The sequence below is a fragment of the Flavobacterium sp. GSP27 genome, from assembly GCF_003970395.1.
In the GTDB taxonomy this organism is placed as follows: domain Bacteria; phylum Bacteroidota; class Bacteroidia; order Flavobacteriales; family Flavobacteriaceae; genus Flavobacterium.
In genome coordinates this window covers 100,295-118,305 of record NZ_RYDP01000001.1, presented here as the reverse complement: position 1 = coordinate 118,305, position 18,011 = coordinate 100,295, and the positions used below count along the sequence as shown (strand labels likewise).

Genomic DNA, 18,011 nt, shown 5'->3' with positions numbered 1-18,011 from the left:
AAAATAACTATAAGTTTAATTACAAAAATACGACCATGCAAATCCATTATTTATCAGAGGAAAACAGCGTCCTAAATCATTTTTTAGGGCAGATTAGAAATGTGAACGTTCACAATGACAGCATGCGCTTCCGAAGAAACATTGAACGTATTGGTGAAATAATGGCGTATGAATTGAGTAAAGAATTACAGTATAAAAGTGTAGAAATCAAAACACCATTAGGCCTTAAAAAAACCACTGAAATCAAGGATCAATTGGTTTTATGTTCCATTCTACGGGCCGGATTGCCATTACATTTGGGTTTTCTGAATTATTTTGACTATGCCGAAAATGGTTTCGTTTCTGCTTTTAGGCACCATCCAAACCATGATGATTCCTTTGATATACTTGTGCAATACGAGGCCATTTCTGACATCAACAACAAAAATTTAGTACTAGTAGATCCTATGCTTGCCACCGGTCAATCTATCGTTGCGGTTTACAATAAATTGATGGAGAGAGGCACACCTAAAGAGATTCACATTGCGGTCGTTATTGCTGCTCCTGAAGGTATCGCACATCTGGAAGCACATTTGCCGGAAAATTGTCATCTTTGGGTCGCTACATTAGATGAAAAGCTAAATGAGCACAGTTATATTGTTCCCGGTTTAGGAGATGCAGGTGATTTAGCCTACGGTGAAAAGCTATAATTGCGTAAAAAAAGCAAACAAGCTGCAGGCAATAAGCACAAATAGTACCATTTCCTGTTTTAGTTTAAGTTGAGGCAGTTCAATGTGACTGGTTGCCATAATGGCCAAAGGAGCAAATGTAAACACTAATAAGTCGCTGCTTTTATTTGATGAAATCAGAAAAATAAGTACCCCAATAAAAAACGAAGCAACAATTTTTTTGAAAGAAGTGTGCACCAATTGTGGCCTGTTAGATAATGTGGCAAACATCGAAACCAGAAAAAATAGCGCGATTGTTGCATAAATAGACAAGGCGCCGTTTTGATAATTGGTAGTGAAATAATCAATTTTAAAATTAATTTTTACACTTTTCAAAACGTAATCAACCACATTCAGGTTGAAAACTGTTGCAAAAAGCAGAAACATAATTCCTGCAATAAAAAAAGCAATAAAAGGCAACATCCAGTTTCTATAATCTCTGGAAACATGAAAAATTATAGATATAAAAACCAATACGATAAAGATTATGCTCCAAAAATGAAATAAAGCAGCCAGAAAAATCCACAATGAGGCATCAAATATTTTTTCTTTAGAAGCTTTCAGGGACTGCAATGAAATCAATCGACGTAGGGCTAATAAAATGAAGAAATTCGAAATAATCAGATTTGTATTGTCGAATATAGTTGGGGAAAAAAGCAACAACAAAAAGTAAAAAAAAATCGTGTAGGTACTGTCTTTGCTCAATCCATTTTTTTTGGCCACAAAATCGGTAATAAAAACAGAAGCCACTACAAAACAGAACAATCCTGCTTTATTTAGGATCGAAAAAAAGGAATTCACCCACGATAAATCTTGAAATTGGTATATAGAAAAGAAAACCAGCATCAAAATTACGACCAATGAAAAATTTAATGGTGTAGATTTTCTAAAAACACTTGTTATCATACGGATATTTTATACTTTTGTGTTCGTAAATATAATACTTGTTTAAAAAGCAAACCCTGCAAGTTCAAAAAGATTCTTCTAAATAAGAATTTTTACCCGTCAGAGTTCCCAAAAGACAACTACTAAAATTAATTTTATACATTATGAAAGCATTTTTCGAAGGAATACAATACTTATTTGTAAATATTTTATTTGCTCCTCTAGACTTTTTACGCTCACTAGAGCTTACCTCTTGGTTTGCTGCAAACACAATTAACTGGATTTTCATGATTATTTGTGCCTCAGCAATGGTATATTGGATCAAACAATTGAAAATTTTTGAAGAAGCAGGAACAGAAAAACAAGATACTACCGCTCACTCTTTCTTAAAATAAGAATTAAAAATGAGCGATAACTGGAAACTATTTTAAGTCGTTTCCAATGTCTTTCCTAAAATACATCTTATCAAAATGTAGCTTGTCTATGTTTTGGTAGGATTTTTTTATGGCTTCTTCAAAATCATTTCCATACGAAGTTACGGTCAAAACCCTTCCTCCGTTAGAAACTACATTTCCGTTATCGAGTGTAGTTCCTGCGTGAAAAACAATCGAATCTTCAATGGTTTCTAATCCTGAAATTACTTTTCCTTTTTCGAATTCCTCCGGATATCCACCGGAAACAACCATAATGGTAGTAGCACTTCTTTCATCAATTTCCAGATTAATTTCGTCTAGTTTTTCATTGGCTACAGCCAAAAATAATTCTACTAAATCCGTTTTCAATCTCGGTATAACCACCTCAGTTTCCGGATCACCCATTCTCACATTATATTCTATTACGATTGGCTCATTTTTTACATTAATCAATCCAATAAAAACAAAGCCTTTATATGCAATTCCGTCTTTCTGGAAACCGTCAATTGTAGGTTTTACAATGCGTGTTTCTATTTTTTCCATCAAAACAGCATCAACATAAGGAACTGGAGAAACGGCTCCCATTCCGCCTGTATTTAAACCTGTATCACCATCACCTATGCGCTTATAATCTTTGGCAGTTGGCAGGATTTTATAGTTTTTTCCATCCGTAAGAACGAAACAGCTTAATTCTATACCATCCAGAAATTCTTCGATAACGACTTTAGAACTGGCGGCACCAAATTTTTGATGCACGAGCATATTTCTTAATTCTTCTTTGGCTTCTGCCAAATCTTGAATAATCAACACCCCTTTTCCGGCAGCTAAACCATCTGCTTTCAAAACATACGGCGGTTGCAATGTTTCTAGGAATTTACATCCTTTTTCTACTGTTTCAGCAGTAAAACTATCGTAAGCAGCCGTTGGAATATTATGTTTTATTAGAAATTCTTTGGCAAATTCTTTACTTCCTTCGAGTTGTGCCCCCATTTTTGATGGACCGATAACCGGAATATGACTTAATCTAGCATCGTTTAGAAAGAAATCATAAATCCCTTTTACCAAAGGATCTTCTGGTCCTACCACAACCATTGCTACTTTTTCCTGAAGAACAAACGTTTTTATAGCTTCAAAATCAGTTGGGCTAATAGCCACATTAGTAGCTATTGAAGCTGTCCCAGCATTTCCTGGTGCTACAAAAAGTGTATCACAAAGCGGACTTTGAATCATTTTCCACGCAAAAGCATGTTCTCTTCCGCCCGAACCCAGTAGTAAAATTGTCATGTGTAGTTGTGTTTAGTTGTAGTGCAAAAATAATTGCTTTTGTACGTAAAAAATAATTAATTTTTAAAAAGTTGTTCGTTGTCTGTCATTAGTTGTTGGTAAATATTATTTTTGATGAATTATCACTTTAAAATGCTCCCACTTTTCGACTTATCGCTGCAGCTAAATAATTTTCCAATGAAGGAGGCTAAATCCGAATTGCGAAAAATTGTAGCTTTTTCTGAAAAAGAACATGACGTTTTTATTGAAAATAAAAAACAAGAAATTGTCCATTTTCATTTGCAAAATAATCCTTTTTATCGCGAATTAGTCGGTTCAAAAAATCATAAAATCTGGGAAAATTTACCTGTTTTAAACAAACAAAATTTACAAAAACCTTTACTGGAAAGGCTTTCTAAAAATCACTCTCTTAAAAACAGTTACGTCAATAAAACATCAGGTTCTAGCGGAACTCCATTTACTTTTGCCAAAGACAAATACTCCCATGCGTTGACTTGGGCTTCAAACATGTATCGTTTTGGCTGGTATGAAATTGATTTTAATACTTCCTATCAAGCGCGTTTTTATGGAATTCCAATGAACTTTATTGGCAACAAAAAAGAACGTTTCAAGGATTTTTTGAGCCATCGGTTTCGGTTCTCCATTTTTGATTTATCAGATGCTGTTTTAGAAGGATTTTTGAATCATTTTCGAACAAAAAAATTCGATTATATCAATGGGTATACAAGTTCCATTGTTTTGTTTGCTAAATTTTTACAAAAGAAAAACATCGTATTATCAGCAATTTGTCCGAGTTTGAAAGTGTGTATGGTAACTTCAGAAATGCTTTTTGAAGAAGACAAACTCCTATTGGAAAAACAATTTGGCATTCCTATTGTCAATGAATACGGTGCATCAGAACTTGATTTGATTGCTTTTCAGAATAAGGAAGGAGAATGGCAAGTGAATTCAGAAACGTTATTTGTGGAAATTTTGGATGAAAATAATCGAGATGTTCCAAATGGTACTTCAGGCCGAATCGTTATTACTTCCTTGTTCAACAAAGCGCATCCGTTTATTCGCTATGACATTGGCGATCTTGGAATTCTAGACGAAAAAAGCACATTACAGAAACCGATTCTCAAGCAATTAATAGGCCGGACCAATGATGTTGCCATTTTACCCAGCGGGAAAAAATCACCTGGACTTACCTTTTATTATGTTACAAAAAGCATCATCGAAGACGACGGAAACGTGAAAGAATTTCTGATAAAACAAACCAAAATAGATACTTTTGAAATTGAATATGTCAGTGAAACCGAATTAAATTTGGAACAAATTGAAAAAATTAAAAAGGCGATTGAACAATATCTCGAACCGAATTTGAATTTTATATTTATCCGAAAAAAAAGTTTAGAAAGAAGCAATCGAGGCAAATTGAAGCAATTTAAATCGATGCTTTAATGGTCTTGGAATACCGTGGTTTGAGAATTAACTGCGTAAATAAAAACCCAACCATGCAAAGTGTTGCGCTAATTAAATTCAAATGATGATGCGTTCTGTACACGGCAAAATTATGCTTTACTAACTCCATTTTAGAAGCCGAAATAGAATTTTCTCGGATGCGATAAAAAGCTAAACTTTCCGGAACGGGCTGTGCAGTTTTTATTTTTTTGAGTACTGTAAGCCATTGTATCCAATCCTGACGCTTTCGAATGGGGGAAACAGCGATTTTTCCAAAGTAATTAGCTTCATAGATTCCCGTTAGATTCCCTATATAATTACAAAAAAATAACTGTTGGTAGGAAAGATCCAATGGCGCTTCAATTCTTTTGTTTAACGGGTTTCCCCCTTCGTTTATGCAATCATAAAAAGAAAATGTGAAAGGAAGCTTATTCACTTTCATAAAATCAAGTTGTTTGTCTAGTTTTTCGGGTTTCCACAAATCATCTGCGTCTAAAAAAGCAATAAATTTCCCGCTAGCTTGGGCCAAAGCGGTACTTCTGGCAATTCCTGTTCCGGAGTTTTTTATAAGTTTAAAAAGGTGGATTCTGCTATCTTTTTTTGTGATTTCTTCAACTATAGATACCGTTTGATCCGTAGAGCAATCGTCTACAATAATCATTTCCCAGTTTTTATAGGTTTGATTTTGCACGGATTGAATGGTTTCAGTGATGAATTTTTCCGAATTAAAAGAAGGCGTAATTATGGATACAAGTGGTTTTTCCATTATTAATACGCTTTTTCATCACCTTTTATGGTGTTGTATATTGTGTTAAAAACAATCTTAATATCTAATAAAATAGACCAATTTTCTAAATAAAAAATATCAAATTTTACTCTGTTGATAATATCTTTATCTGTTTCGACTTCACCACGAAATCCTTTGGTTTGAGCAAGTCCGGTTATTCCTGGCTTTACAAAGTGGCGTACCATGAACTTATCCACCTTCAGCGCATACATTTCGGTATGACTTACCATGTGGGGTCTGGGACCTACAACGGACATATCGCCAAATAGTACATTTAAAAACTGTGGCAGCTCATCAATACTTGTTTTCCGTATAAACTGACCTACTGTAGTTACCCGAATATCATTTTTAGAAACCTGATTTATATCAGCTTCATCGTTTAATTCCATCGATCTGAATTTGTAGCAATTGAATTCTTTATAATTTAATCCGTTCCTTTTTTGGATAAAAAATAAAGGCCCTTTGGATTCCCATTTTATAAAAATTGCGAGAATTATGGTAAGCCAAGATAACAACCCTAGAATCACCACAACCGAAAATAAAATATCAAAAACCCGTTTGATCACCTTGTTCAAGCTATCGTCTAACAAGATATTTCTCAAGGAAATTACTGGAATGTAATTGTAATATTCAAAAGTAAAATTCCGGGAAAGAATCTGCTTTTTGTCCGGAATAAATTTTAATGTTTTTAGGTTATTGTCAGCAAAATATACAATTTCATTAATTTGACTTTGCGTCAAATCACTCATCGAACAATACATTTCATCTATTTTGTGTTCCAAAACAAAGGCAAAACTCTCCCTAAGCTTTCGCACTTTATCTTTTTTCAAGTCAAAAACTTTTTCTAATTTGTATCCATAATCTGGATTTTTAGTAAAAAACTGTTGTAATGGCTCCACACTTTTAGAATTTCCTAACAGTATTACAGTTCTAAAATTACCGCCAAAAAGCACTCTGTACCTTTTTAGAAAATAATAAATACACAGTTTAATGATTAGAATTAAGAACAGCGAAACTGAAGTGAAGAGAACGATTCTTTGAAAACTGGAGTTTTCAGAGTCAAAAAAAGCGAAGACGAGACAAAAAAGGGTAAATAAAACACCTTGTTTTAAAGCACAGTTTAATATAGATATCAATTTTGTGTATCTGTATACTTCATAAAACCCAAGATTGGCCGCTATAATAAACCAGCTGGCACTTATAAATAAGGAATAAAAAACCTTATTTACAGGAAAGTCAGTCAAGTATACTGAAAGCATATTGATAAAGATCAAGTCTATTACAAATGAAAAAGGGCGAATGCAACCTGAATACCTTCCCGTTTTGGTTTTCACAAATTTATCTGATTAGAAAAAGTGTAATACTCTTCTTTTACTACTATAATCCATAATTACTCTGATGCTGAATTTTCATACCTAAATTTAGGTTTTTTAAACTGTTTTAAAATCGTTAAATTAAAAGATATATTTTGAGAAATCTTTATGCTCCTCTTTAGAAAGTTCTTCTTTAGATAACGATTTGAAATAATCATAGGTGATTTTCATTCCTTCGGTGCGACCCACTTTAGCTTCCCATCCCAACAAGTTTTTAGCTTTTGTGATGTCTGGCTGACGCTGCAACGGATCGTTTATGGGTAAGGGATGATACACCACTTTTTGATTGGTTCCGGTTAGTTTTATGATTTCCTCGGCAAAATCTTTGATCGTAATTTCGTCCGGATTTCCAATGTTGACCGGATAAACATAATCCGAATGCAGCAATCTGTAGATTCCTTCGACTTGATCGTCTACATAACAAAACGAACGCGTTTGCATCCCGTCACCAAAAATGGTTAAATCTTCTCCGCGAATCGCCTGACCTATGAATGCTGGAATAACACGACCATCATTAAGTCTCATTCTTGGCCCATACGTATTAAAGATTCTAACGATTCTAATTTCGACGCCATGAAACGTATGATATGCCATAGTGATTGATTCTTGAAAACGTTTTGCTTCGTCATAAACCCCTCTTGGTCCAATGGTATTCACATTACCATAATATTCTTCGGTTTGCGGATGAACCAATGGATCTCCGTACACTTCAGAAGTGGATGCGATAAGAATTCGTGCATTTTTTACTCTGGCCAATCCCAACAAATTGTGCGTTCCCAAAGAACCCACTTTCAGGGTTTGAATTGGAATTTTTAGATAATCTATAGGACTTGCCGGGGAGGCAAAATGAAGGATGTAGTCTAAATTTCCCGGTACATGGACAAACTTAGTGATGTCATGATGGTAAAATTCGAATTGTTCTAATTTAAAAAGATGCTCAATATTTTTTAAATCTCCCGTTATGAGATTGTCCATTCCAATAACAAAATAGCCTTCCTTGATAAAACGGTCACATAAATGTGATCCTAAAAATCCTGCGGCTCCGGTGATAAGTATTCTTTTCATAGTAATTATTTAAACGTAACAAATGTAATTGATTTGAAGAAAACTCACCCACAAACCGCATCTTTCTTTTTAAATTCGAAGGAGGAAATACAAGGTTTTCTAGGGCATATCGTACCGTGATCTACTATATCTTTGCTTTTTAAAAGAAAAAACAAAGGATACCGCTCCTCCCGGGGCTAAGGAACAACAAATTGCTTTTTCGGATTTGATTTTACATCAATTCTATCTCCGTTTATTGTAAAAGTGCAAAAGAATACTTTATTTTTGTTTCCCACGCAAAAAACAAACATTTGAAAGTTGTACATATAATTGAAGCATTAGGCGGAGGCATTTATACCTATTTTGAAGATCTAACCCATCATTTCGAAAAAGAAATCATTCTTCAAAAAGTACAAACTTCCATCCTATACAGTGACAATCGCAAAGAGATTGACCCAGAAAAAGTAACCCAATTATTTGCTACTATTCCAACTGTCAAAATTGAGATGAGGCGAGAAATAAACTTCATTTCAGACCTTAAAGCATTACAAAAATTAGTCTTTGAACTTCAAAAAATCAAACCTGATATAGTCCATTTACATTCTTCTAAAGCAGGAGTTTTAGGGAGAATCGCTTGCAGTTTTTTGAACCCAAAACCAAACGTTTTTTATACACCTCACGGATATGCGTTTTTGCGTACCGATATTTCTACTATGGCCAAAAAAGGATATTGGTACATCGAGAAATTCTTTCAGAAAATTTTCGGAGGAATCACCATCGCTTGTGGTGACTCGGAGTTTGAAATGGCAAAACAACTAGGAAAAGCCGAAATGATTAGAAATGGAATAGATATTTCTGCCATCGAAAACTATTCACAAGCCGTTGATAATACAAAACTAACCATAGGAATTGCAGGTCGGATTACTGCGGCTAGAAATCCAAGACAATTCAATGCCATTGCTTTGCAATTTCCAGAGTATCAATTTGTATGGATTGGCGATGGAGAAGAACGCGATAAAATTACTGCCCCAAATATCAAAATTACAGGTTGGTTTATAGAAAAAAAACAGGTGTACGAGCAAATAAATGCTTTAGATATCTATCTTCAAACCTCACTTTGGGAAGGATTACCTATCGCGGTTCTTGAGGCTATGGCATTACAAAAACCAATAATTGCGACTAAAATAAATGGCAATAAAGATACCGTTGTTCACAAAGAGACTGGCTTTTTATACCAAGAATTATCGGAGTTATCGCTCTATTTCAAAATCCTTGAAGATTCAAAAGTTAGAGCTCAATTTGGCAACAATGGCAAAACAAGATGTAAAGATTTATTTAATACAACAATTAATTTTACTGCACTTCAGAAGTTGTATGAACGTTACTTTTTTGCTGCAGCCAAAAACTTCCAAAAATAGAAAACCAAAAGCCGCTAAACGTAATTCCGTCGAAACGCAATAAAAAATCATCAGTCAAATTCGAAGTAAAAAAAAGAAAAAAGAAAGCAAAAATTAATGCGTTTTTTAAATCGATTCCCAGATAACCAATCGTTCCAATAAAAAGCAAAACCACTAGCGGCCCTAAAACACCAAACTTCAACAAAGAGTCTAAAAATTGATTGTGTGTAGGAAAAGCATATTTTGCTAAAAAATACTGATTCGTTTGTTTATAATAATTTACTAATTCTGGTTTTCCATCCGAAGCTCCAACGCCAAAAGGCAAATGTTGCAAAGATAATTCCCAAACCGATTGCCAGATAGAAACTCTGGTTACGAGAGAATTAAAAACCTTTATTTCGGGATGATCAATTTCGTCAAGCTTCCCCACTTTGTCCATGTAAGCAAAAGTTACCGTGCTATATTTTTCTTTCATATAAGGATTTTTTTGAATAAAGAGAAAAAGAACCCCACACACTACACCACCAATAACTGCAGTATAAAGCAATACCTTTTTTAGGTCAAATTGTACTGCAAAAAACGAAAACAATACCAATAAATACCCAACTAAAACATTGAATAAAGCCATTCGAGTATTAACTAAAAGCACAACAAAAAAAGAGATTACAAATATCAAAAAGGATAAAAACACAAGTCCAATCTTCTTTTTCGTTTGGCAACTTTGCAATAACAAATACAAGGCTGAAATACTCACAAAAACCAAGTGCATATTGAGCGCTGGAGCATGAATTTCGATAGAATTTGCAAAAACATAGCCCATTTCCCATAGGTGAATTCCATGCCAATACTTAGTGATATGCTCCGGAAAAACAAATACAAAACGCAACACAAAAACAATCATTAATAACGTGGTACTATTTACATAAAATTGTAACAATTTTTGAAATGAAATGCGTTTGTAATTTCCCAAAATAATTAGTGGAAATAAGACTAAAGAGACTGTCTTTTCCAAAGATTTAATACCTTGCGCAAAAGAATCATTGTTCCAAAATAGCAATAATTCTAACAAAAAAGGCGATGCGATTGTACTGGCTAAAATCAATGCCTTTCTAGATAACTTTATTTTCTTGAAATAGAACATATTAAAAATAGCGAAAGCAAAAATTAACCAAGTACAAGGCTTCCTGAAAATTAGCGTACAAGCTATCGCCACCAAAAAAAAAGAGAAAACTTTATTGAATTGCTTTTCGGAAATGGTCATAATAAAGAGCATAATAAATTAATGGGAAAACACCCATTTTGTGACGAATCGCTGATCCTAAGTCAGGTTCAAAAACCCCTTGAATGATAAAAAAAGAAAATATAAAAAGAAGCATCCATAACTCGTAAACATATTCTTTTTTATCTTTTATGCAACGTGCCAATCGAACCAATAAAATATAAAACAGAAATAATTGCCAAATTACGAATAACAAAATTTGTGGAGAAAAAATATGCTTCAACCCGTTAAGGGGGACATTTACAGTAAAAAAACCATACAAAATTCCTATGATTTCACCATACCAAGTGTCTGTTTTTACAGGTGAAACAATACTTGAATTAGCATCAACAGATCCTAATCGGGCGCTATTTATAAGCTCTCTGCTTTGCTCTGAAAAAAATTCTCCTTGTACAAAGCCATAACTCAATGACAAAAAAATTACAATTACAATTCCGTAAAAAAGAGTTGCAAAAGTACGATTCGGAATCTTGACACAAGTAACCCAATACATTCCCATGGCTACGATAGGAAGTAGCGCAAAATAAGGCCTGTAGATAACTCCAAAAAACACAAAAAGAGACAAGGCTATAAATAAGGTAGTCTGAAAAGTAAAATGCTTATTTTGAAATAAGAAAACGATCACGGAGAGGTACAAAAAAGTAATAAACTCCTTGGAAGGCATTGCCATAAAAATCGCAATCATGATGAAAGCAAAATACACCAAAATATTCTTAATTGTAACTTTCTCAAACGTACTTGGAATTCCTATTTTATACAAAATACCCATTAAAATGGAAAACTGAATTAATGCAATTATTGAAAAGGGCAAATAACGCAAACCTGATATTTTATAAAATAGAATAGTTAATGGGTAACTTCCAAAATAACCAATTTCGTTACCATTATCATAAGCAATTATAGCAGCATCATAAAAAAACCGTTTCGGTAAAATAAAACTCGCAGCAAAGGCCACAAATAGATTGAGTCCCACAAGGATTAAAAAAGCTACTTTATTTTTTTTTATGAGTAAAGACATTTAGGTCTGATTGAAAATAGAAGTGACAAACTTAACTCAAAAACAACTTAATCCCGTCTTTGTAATACACAAAAAGAGCTGTTCCAAAATTCCAAAAAATTGCACTCGCCGAAAAGGCGATTGCCCCACCTAACATTCCATAGGAAGGAATTAACCAGTAATTGAGAATAAAATTAAGACCAAGAGCGCCCAAAACAATACGTTGAAAAATTCGTTGCCGCCCAGTCATGTTTAAATAAACAGGAGCCGACCCAAAAAAGGCACAAAAACCTTGTCCCAAAACCAATACTACTAATGCCTCTTTCGCTGCTAAATAATTGGGGCCAAAAAAATTCAAAACAAACTCCGGAAAAATAAGCAATCCAATAACTGCGGGCAGCGTAATCGCTACAATTAATCGGGAACTATTTTGAACTATTTGCTGTACTTTTTCAATTTCTTTATTCGAAAAACTTGCTGCAATAGATGCCGAAACGGTAATGTTTATTGTTAAAATAATAACAGACAACAATGTCATTAACTTGACCGCCACCGAATAAAAAGCAACTGCTGCGTCACCTTGGTATTTTTTTAAAAACAAGATGTCAAAACTCATCATCAAAAAAATAGCCATTCCGCTTACAGCTATGGGAAAAGATTGAGTGATAATCTCTCGAGCTGAGAAACAATCTGTAGTGCAAATAGCTGTTTTTTTTGTAAAAAAATAAAAAGTTAGAACTGTAGTAACAATTCCCAAAAAAACAAAACTCAACAATAAAGCATCTACTAAATACAATTCTAATTGCCATTGAACTAATAAAACAGCCAGAACAATAATAGGCAAGTATTTAAAAACATTTCGAAATAATTCAGCTACTACTATTTCCTCTAATGCTCTAAAAACCTCAACGTTTAGAATAGCAAGTCCATAAAAAAACATAACTGCGGAGGCTTTGAATAGAAGGAAATAAGTTGCATTATCAGCAAAAAATTGTGTAATAACAGAAGCATCTAATAGTACAAAAAAAAGAAATAAAAGTAAGGATGCTAAAAACAGCATCAAAACCATTTTTAAATATACTTTCTTCAAATGGCCTAAAGAATAATTAGGATACAAACGCCCTTTAAAATACAATATGGATTGGTCAAATCCTAGCAAACAAATACTACCGATTGCAAAAAGAAACGTACGCACAAAATCATATTGCCCAACTAGTTTAGGATCAAATTTTTGAGTTAAAAACAAAGTAAAACCAAATAAAAGAACCACACCAAAAACCCGAATCAATAAGGTTAGTAAACTTTGCCGAACTACAGGATTTTGGACTGTTGTAAGTAAGTAGTATCGAATTGTTTTTAACACATTGGCTCTGTTTTGCAAAAGAAAAATATTTTTTTTAAGAAGCAATTACTTTTGATTTTGTTAATTGCTTTTGATAAAATCGAATGAACAAATGAATAAAAACAAATAATAATACTAGCAATACTGGCAATACAAACTTCATAACGCCATTTACTGCTTTTGAAGTATCACTATTCAATGTGAATGTTACCTCTTTAATCGTTTTTTGAAAATTGATTAATTTTAATCGGTTTAGCCCTTGAATGTATAACAATTCCTGTTTGGTTTTAATAATATCATTCAGTTGTGTATTTTCATTATAATACATGAGCTTATCATTTTTTAATGCACTTTTCACATTGGCCGTAAACCCATTAAGAACTCCATTTATTTGTTGAATAATCGTGTCATTTTGAGTAAGATCCTGTTTTAAATTTGCTAATCCTACCTTTTGTATGGCGGTAAAATATTCAGATTGATTTAGATAGTTCAATAATGGTGTAATCAATTTTTTCTCACTAGTAGTTCCATTGGTAACAACCGCAATCGTATGGTACGTATAATTTTTACTAGTAATATTGTCTTCAAGTACTTTTTTTACCTCTCCAACTTCTGCCATTAACTTAATCAACTCAAAGTTTCGCTCTTTATCTTCAATGAATTTATAAACATCAGCTATGGGCTTAATTTCAATTTTTATTAGATCTTCAGGTTGGGACAATCCTATTTCATTTTGTAAAAAAACGATATCGCCAGCATTAATTTTAGATTGAATCAAATTGATTTTTGCATACAAATAATCCACACTCCCAAAATTAGGAATCACAGTAATTTCAGTAGTATACAATTTATTATTCTTATCCAAAAACAATCCCAAACTAAAACCGATGATTAGTAATACTAAAACAACCTTCCATTGATTTACAAAAAACTGAATACAATGGAACAACAGGGTATTCAACCTTCCGAACCCTTTTTTTAGCTTACTGGTAATTTGAAATACATCAATTTCTGAATCGCTATGCGCGTTTGAATTCATGAGCTAATTATTTTGCGTTGAAAATTTGTTCCAATATCTTAATAGTAATCAAATAGGTAGGTTTTACTCCTGTGGTTCCCAATCCGCCTGACGCTAAAGTACTTCCGGTTTCAAGTGGATTATCTGATGCGTAATACGCATATCTAACTTTGACATCATGCGGCACACTTTTTCTGATTTTTGATGCCGATTGAATCGCTTTTTGGTAATAAGAACCCTCCATTTCCAGTCCGATAATTCCCCAGGTCGATTCGTGGAAAAATTTCAATAAATCTCTGTTTTGCAATGATGTTCCTAAAACCGTAACCATGGGTCCGGCAAAAACAGCAATATCATTGCCTTCAAACATCTCAGCCGACAATTCATTATGGAAAAAATAATTATCTGCCGTTCCTTCATTAATGTGTGCATTCGGAATCATAATGTCCCCTTTTCCACCTTCCAGAATCCCAGCTTTCCCCATGATAGAAACCGATTCCACATTCAATAAAGTGTCTTTTTTAAACGGTTTCAGCAACTCATCAATCGTTTCATACGCCTGTTCCCCAAAAGCATAATCCATAACAATCAGTACTGGTTTTTTATCTCCGGTGTTTGCCTTTGGAAATGAGGTTTTTTCCCAGTCAATTTTGGCAGTATCAAAAATCTGAATATCGATATTCGTTCCTGAGGTATCCGGCAACGAAATCATTCCAAATTTCAAGGCTACTTCTTCCACTTGGTTTCGCACAGCATCTGCTCCGGATTTACTCAATTCCTCGTAAATAAAGAAATCTGATTTGTCTTTGAACTTAGTTTTCAACACTTCCGTAGCAAAAATAGAATTCATCACACTGTGCATGTTCGCACTAATCACGTGAATAGGGCGGTCTAAAAGTTCGTTTTCTTCTAGCACTTCTTTAATTTTGGTAGCCCAAATTTCCCCATGAATGTGGTGTCCCAATCGCTCTCTTAAAATAGGACTAAAGGTGATTGTTCTCTTATTATCGTCTACAATTTCTTCAATGGCGAGTTTCCCCAACCAAAAAATAACGTGCAGGAAACGATCTGGCGCAGCAGCTGAACCAAAAGCATCATAAATATCCAATACTTCCTCAAAAGTTCTTCCCAGAATATTAGCGGCATGCGAAATGGCTTTCTCTTTTTCTACAAGAGTCAGTTTCTTCTTTTGGGAAACTGCTTGTTCCAGTTTGAACCAGTCGCGGGAAACTTCACCGGCGTCATCCAGTAAAACCCTGTTTCTAATTTTGTGTGATTCTATGAAAATAAACGTCAAATGTGTCAGAATATCATAAATATCTGAGCGTCCACGAGTAATCTCCACGTTCATTTGTTCCTCGTCGATACGGTAACAATTGCGTCGCCTTTTTGGCGGTACAATTGCCTGAAAATGCGATTTAGAATACCCTTCATCCGAAGTTAAATTGATAAATCTGCATTCTTCAATTCCAACTGGCAGACGTTCAATTACATATAAAAGTCCGTTCAATTCTACTTTTTCTTCGGCAATATTTCCATAAATTTCTGGTCGTAATGCTAATAATGCTTCGCGCAATGTATCGCCTGAAATTCCCATCGGTTTGTAAAATCCCCTGTTAAAAAGGTGGCGCATCGTGATGTACATTTTTTCAATTGCTGCCGAAGACTCTTGTGCTCTGGAGCGTGATATATTTTTTGTTTCTTTCATTTTCTACTTATTTTCTAACCTTCAAAGGTAAGATATTTATTTACTTCTTAATAAATCCACAATACTTCTGTCATTAGAAAGCCTCGGAATTTTATTTTGTCCGCCCAGTTTGCCAATGGATTTCATATAGTCCTGAAAGCCATTTTTAGCCACTTTGGTAATCACCACTTTTCGCAACACTTTACCAACAATCAAATCATCATAATACATGTTTTGTTTTCGCATGGCATTGTCCAGCGCTTCCGCAAAAGATACGCTGTCTTCCGGGTCGTTTTCAAATTCAATAAACCATTCATGATACGGCAATCCCTCTGCAGGAGTGATTTGTGGTGCCACGGTAAACTCATTGATTCGAATGGTAGTTCCAAGAATTGCTTCCTGTAACGCACTTTCCACTTCTTTCCCAATTACATGTTCTCCAAAAGCCGAAATATAATGTTTGATTCTTCCGGATACTATAATTCTGTAGGGTTTTAAACTGGTAAATTGAACGGTATCGCCTAAATCATATCCCCAAAGTCCTGCATTAGTAGAAATGATTAAAACGTAATTGACGCCCAGTTCCACTTCACCAATCGTAAAACGTCTTGGTCCCGAACCTTCGGGATTCGTATAAAATTCGTCTGATTTAATAAATTCATAAAAAATTCCCGAGTTCAAAAGCAGTAACATTCCTTTTTCTTTTTGTGAATCTTGGTACGCAAAAAATCCTTCCGAAGCCGGAAACAGCTCAATACTGTCTACTTTTCGACCTATCAAATTTTCAAATTTGGCGCGGTACGGTTCATAATTTACACCGCCGTAAATAAACAAATTGAAGTTTTTGAAGATTTCCCCAACAGGCTTCCCTCCTTTTTGATGCAATTTCTCAAAATACATTTGCACCCAGGAAGGAATTCCAGAAATCACAGCCATGTTCTCGTTGATTGTTTCCTCGACAATTGCATTCACTTTAGTATCCCAGTCTTCAATGCAATTGGTTTCCCAAGAGGGCATTCGGTTTTTTTGTAAATATTTTGGAACAAAATGCGCTACAATTCCAGATAAACGACCGAATTTTATTCCATTATTCACCTCCAGAAGTGGGCTTCCCTGCAAGAAAATCATTTTTCCATCTACAAAATCAGCGTTACCGGTTTCATGAATATAATGCAAAATAGCGTTTCTGGCTGCTGTAATGTGAAACGGCATGGATTCTTTTGTCAAAGGAATGTACTTAGCCCCAGATGTTGTTCCAGAAGTCTTGGCAAAATAAAGTGGTTTTCCTTTCCATAGCACATCAACTGACCCCTTGACCACCTTATCAATATAAGGTTTTAACCCTTCATAATCTCGAACAGGAACCTGATTTGTAAAATCATCGTAATTTTTAATTTGGTCAAAATGATGGTCTACGCCAAATTGGGTTTTATTTGCGTCTTTTATTAATTGTAAAAAAACTTTTTTTTGAGTTTCAATAGGATCAGTAGACCAAGCTTGTGTGGTATTGTAAATTTTTTTTGCAAATAATTTTGCTGCAATTGATTTTAGTGACATTTCTTCCTTCTGATTTTAATTGTTTGAGCCGCTGGGCGCACTCCATTTTATTGTAATAAAAACTATTTTACTTTATTGGAGGTTGACCCTTACCTTTGTTGGAGGATCGCAGGGAATTTACATTTTTCTCTTCCTGCGCAACCTGTTGCCTCAATTCTAATTCTTGTTTTGATGCAGACATATCAACCTGTGAAGGCGCTTCCTCTGCCTCCGCGAGTATTGAATCTTTATTGAATTTTGCATATTCTAATTCTCCGGTCAGCACTTTTTGAATCGATTGGATATAGGCTTCGTTTTGTTTTAATGCGCGTGACAAAGAATCCGATTTTAAAGACAGTTCCATTGCATCCTTTTTCAATTTTGAAGAAGAATAGCCCGGTATAAATTCTCGTAAAGGAGTGAATGCAATGATAAAGGTGGTGACAAATGTAATGATTATAGCGCCCAAAGTTGCTACCACAAAAACGTTCATTAGGGTAAGTTTCAATGAAAAAGTTTCTTCAAAAGTATCTTCGTTTAGTATGATTAAACGTCTTTTATTAAATAAATTTTCCTTTAATTTCTGTCTTTTTAATCCTTTGTCGGGCATCTTTTTTGATTATTTAACAAATATAACAATTATTGTCGTTGATTGTATTCGCTTTTCTAGGATCATATTTCTTAATCTTGCATTCGTTTTTAATAAATTTTTAACGTTTTTAAAATTAAAATAAATGAATTTAAATGAGTTTCTATTAATTAATTCTCTATACCTTTGCTGATAGGTTTATTACAAACTTGCTTCGGCAATAAATTATC

The 18,011-nt window shown here is 34.1% G+C and carries 16 protein-coding genes; 4 read left to right on the top strand and 12 right to left on the bottom strand.

What is annotated here, in order from left to right; genetic code table 11:
* Positions 1 to 35 precede the first annotated feature (35 nt).
* Positions 36 to 689, top strand: coding sequence for a uracil phosphoribosyltransferase (gene upp / locus EKM05_RS00545; protein WP_126454984.1), 654 nt, complete (start codon positions 36 to 38; stop codon positions 687 to 689).
* On the opposite strand, the gene EKM05_RS00540 is transcribed toward upp, so the two are convergent.
* Positions 684 to 1,613, bottom strand: a complete 930-nt coding sequence (locus EKM05_RS00540; protein WP_126552867.1) for a DUF6427 family protein — start codon at positions 1,611 to 1,613, stop codon at positions 684 to 686. The genes upp and EKM05_RS00540 overlap by 6 nt on opposite strands.
* Before the next feature lie 143 nt (positions 1,614 to 1,756).
* Between EKM05_RS00540 and EKM05_RS00535 the strand changes: the two genes are divergently transcribed.
* The gene (locus EKM05_RS00535) at positions 1,757 to 1,987 is read left to right on the top strand and encodes a uracil phosphoribosyltransferase (protein ID WP_126454980.1); all 231 of its coding nucleotides are present in this window, start codon (positions 1,757 to 1,759) and stop codon (positions 1,985 to 1,987) included.
* A 27-nt stretch (positions 1,988 to 2,014) separates the two neighbouring features.
* On the opposite strand, the gene purD is transcribed toward EKM05_RS00535, so the two are convergent.
* The gene (purD, locus tag EKM05_RS00530) at positions 2,015 to 3,289 is read right to left on the bottom strand and encodes a phosphoribosylamine--glycine ligase (protein ID WP_126552865.1); all 1,275 of its coding nucleotides are present in this window, start codon (positions 3,287 to 3,289) and stop codon (positions 2,015 to 2,017) included.
* 132 nt (positions 3,290 to 3,421) lie between these two features.
* Here purD and EKM05_RS00525 point away from each other — a divergent pair, with 132 nt between their 5' ends.
* Positions 3,422 to 4,732 carry a phenylacetate--CoA ligase family protein gene (locus EKM05_RS00525; protein ID WP_126552863.1) on the top strand — a complete coding sequence of 437 codons (1,311 nt, stop codon included), beginning with the start codon at positions 3,422 to 3,424 and terminating at the stop codon, positions 4,730 to 4,732.
* Here EKM05_RS00525 and EKM05_RS00520 read toward each other — a convergent pair.
* From EKM05_RS00520 to EKM05_RS00510, 3 genes are all read right to left on the bottom strand, one after another.
* Positions 4,716 to 5,498, bottom strand: a complete 783-nt coding sequence (locus tag EKM05_RS00520; RefSeq protein ID WP_126552861.1) for a glycosyltransferase family 2 protein — start codon at positions 5,496 to 5,498, stop codon at positions 4,716 to 4,718. The genes EKM05_RS00525 and EKM05_RS00520 overlap by 17 nt on opposite strands.
* Positions 5,499 to 5,500: 2 nt before the next feature.
* On the bottom strand, positions 5,501 to 6,853 hold the full coding sequence (locus EKM05_RS00515) for an exopolysaccharide biosynthesis polyprenyl glycosylphosphotransferase (protein ID WP_126552859.1): 1,353 nt from the start codon (positions 6,851 to 6,853) through the stop codon (positions 5,501 to 5,503).
* A 120-nt stretch (positions 6,854 to 6,973) separates the two neighbouring features.
* Positions 6,974 to 7,957: a UDP-glucuronic acid decarboxylase family protein gene (locus EKM05_RS00510; protein WP_126552857.1), complete on the bottom strand. Its 984-nt coding sequence runs from the start codon at positions 7,955 to 7,957 to the stop codon at positions 6,974 to 6,976.
* Positions 7,958 to 8,247: 290 nt separating this feature from the next.
* On the opposite strand from EKM05_RS00510, the gene EKM05_RS00505 reads away from it, so the two are divergent.
* Positions 8,248 to 9,354 (top strand): glycosyltransferase, encoded by a 1,107-nt coding sequence (locus EKM05_RS00505; protein ID WP_126552855.1) that lies wholly within the window; start codon positions 8,248 to 8,250, stop codon positions 9,352 to 9,354.
* Here the strand turns inward: EKM05_RS00505 and EKM05_RS00500 are convergent.
* From EKM05_RS00500 to EKM05_RS00470, 7 genes are all read right to left on the bottom strand, one after another.
* Positions 9,290 to 10,594, bottom strand: a complete 1,305-nt coding sequence (locus tag EKM05_RS00500) for an O-antigen ligase (RefSeq protein WP_126552853.1) — start codon at positions 10,592 to 10,594, stop codon at positions 9,290 to 9,292. The genes EKM05_RS00505 and EKM05_RS00500 overlap by 65 nt on opposite strands.
* Positions 10,566 to 11,630, bottom strand: a complete 1,065-nt coding sequence (locus tag EKM05_RS00495) for a hypothetical protein (protein ID WP_126552851.1) — start codon at positions 11,628 to 11,630, stop codon at positions 10,566 to 10,568. The genes EKM05_RS00500 and EKM05_RS00495 overlap by 29 nt, the downstream gene beginning before the upstream one ends.
* A 31-nt stretch (positions 11,631 to 11,661) precedes the next feature.
* Positions 11,662 to 12,990: an MATE family efflux transporter gene (locus EKM05_RS00490; protein ID WP_158615124.1), complete on the bottom strand. Its 1,329-nt coding sequence runs from the start codon at positions 12,988 to 12,990 to the stop codon at positions 11,662 to 11,664.
* Positions 12,991 to 13,006: 16 nt separating this feature from the next.
* Positions 13,007 to 13,990, bottom strand: a complete 984-nt coding sequence (locus EKM05_RS00485) for a hypothetical protein (RefSeq protein WP_126552847.1) — start codon at positions 13,988 to 13,990, stop codon at positions 13,007 to 13,009.
* 7 nt (positions 13,991 to 13,997) lie between these two features.
* On the bottom strand, positions 13,998 to 15,677 hold the full coding sequence (locus EKM05_RS00480) for a hypothetical protein (RefSeq protein ID WP_126552845.1): 1,680 nt from the start codon (positions 15,675 to 15,677) through the stop codon (positions 13,998 to 14,000).
* A 36-nt stretch (positions 15,678 to 15,713) separates the two neighbouring features.
* On the bottom strand, positions 15,714 to 17,213 hold the full coding sequence (locus EKM05_RS00475) for a GH3 auxin-responsive promoter family protein (RefSeq protein ID WP_126552844.1): 1,500 nt from the start codon (positions 17,211 to 17,213) through the stop codon (positions 15,714 to 15,716).
* A 67-nt stretch (positions 17,214 to 17,280) separates the two neighbouring features.
* Positions 17,281 to 17,802, bottom strand: a complete 522-nt coding sequence (locus EKM05_RS00470) for a peptidase (protein WP_126552842.1) — start codon at positions 17,800 to 17,802, stop codon at positions 17,281 to 17,283.
* Between the last annotated feature and the right edge of the window lie 209 nt (positions 17,803 to 18,011).

What these genes read in the sequence shown, in the direction of transcription:
- EKM05_RS00520 (WP_126552861.1), bottom strand. Translation starts at nt 5,498, where the DNA reads ATGGAAAAACCACTTGTATCCATAATTACGCCTTCTTTTAATTCGGAA.
- EKM05_RS00500 (WP_126552853.1), bottom strand. Translation starts at nt 10,594, where the DNA reads ATGACCATTTCCGAAAAGCAATTCAATAAAGTTTTCTCTTTTTTTTTG.
- EKM05_RS00495 (WP_126552851.1), bottom strand. Translation starts at nt 11,630, where the DNA reads ATGTCTTTACTCATAAAAAAAAATAAAGTAGCTTTTTTAATCCTTGTG.
- EKM05_RS00485 (WP_126552847.1), bottom strand. Translation starts at nt 13,990, where the DNA reads ATGAATTCAAACGCGCATAGCGATTCAGAAATTGATGTATTTCAAATT.
- purD (WP_126552865.1), bottom strand. Translation starts at nt 3,289, where the DNA reads ATGACAATTTTACTACTGGGTTCGGGCGGAAGAGAACATGCTTTTGCG.
- EKM05_RS00510 (WP_126552857.1), bottom strand. Translation starts at nt 7,957, where the DNA reads ATGAAAAGAATACTTATCACCGGAGCCGCAGGATTTTTAGGATCACAT.
- EKM05_RS00480 (WP_126552845.1), bottom strand. Translation starts at nt 15,677, where the DNA reads ATGAAAGAAACAAAAAATATATCACGCTCCAGAGCACAAGAGTCTTCG.
- EKM05_RS00475 (WP_126552844.1), bottom strand. Translation starts at nt 17,213, where the DNA reads ATGTCACTAAAATCAATTGCAGCAAAATTATTTGCAAAAAAAATTTAC.
- upp (WP_126454984.1), top strand. Translation starts at nt 36, where the DNA reads ATGCAAATCCATTATTTATCAGAGGAAAACAGCGTCCTAAATCATTTT.
- EKM05_RS00470 (WP_126552842.1), bottom strand. Translation starts at nt 17,802, where the DNA reads ATGCCCGACAAAGGATTAAAAAGACAGAAATTAAAGGAAAATTTATTT.
- EKM05_RS00525 (WP_126552863.1), top strand. Translation starts at nt 3,422, where the DNA reads ATGCTCCCACTTTTCGACTTATCGCTGCAGCTAAATAATTTTCCAATG.
- EKM05_RS00540 (WP_126552867.1), bottom strand. Translation starts at nt 1,613, where the DNA reads ATGATAACAAGTGTTTTTAGAAAATCTACACCATTAAATTTTTCATTG.
- EKM05_RS00535 (WP_126454980.1), top strand. Translation starts at nt 1,757, where the DNA reads ATGAAAGCATTTTTCGAAGGAATACAATACTTATTTGTAAATATTTTA.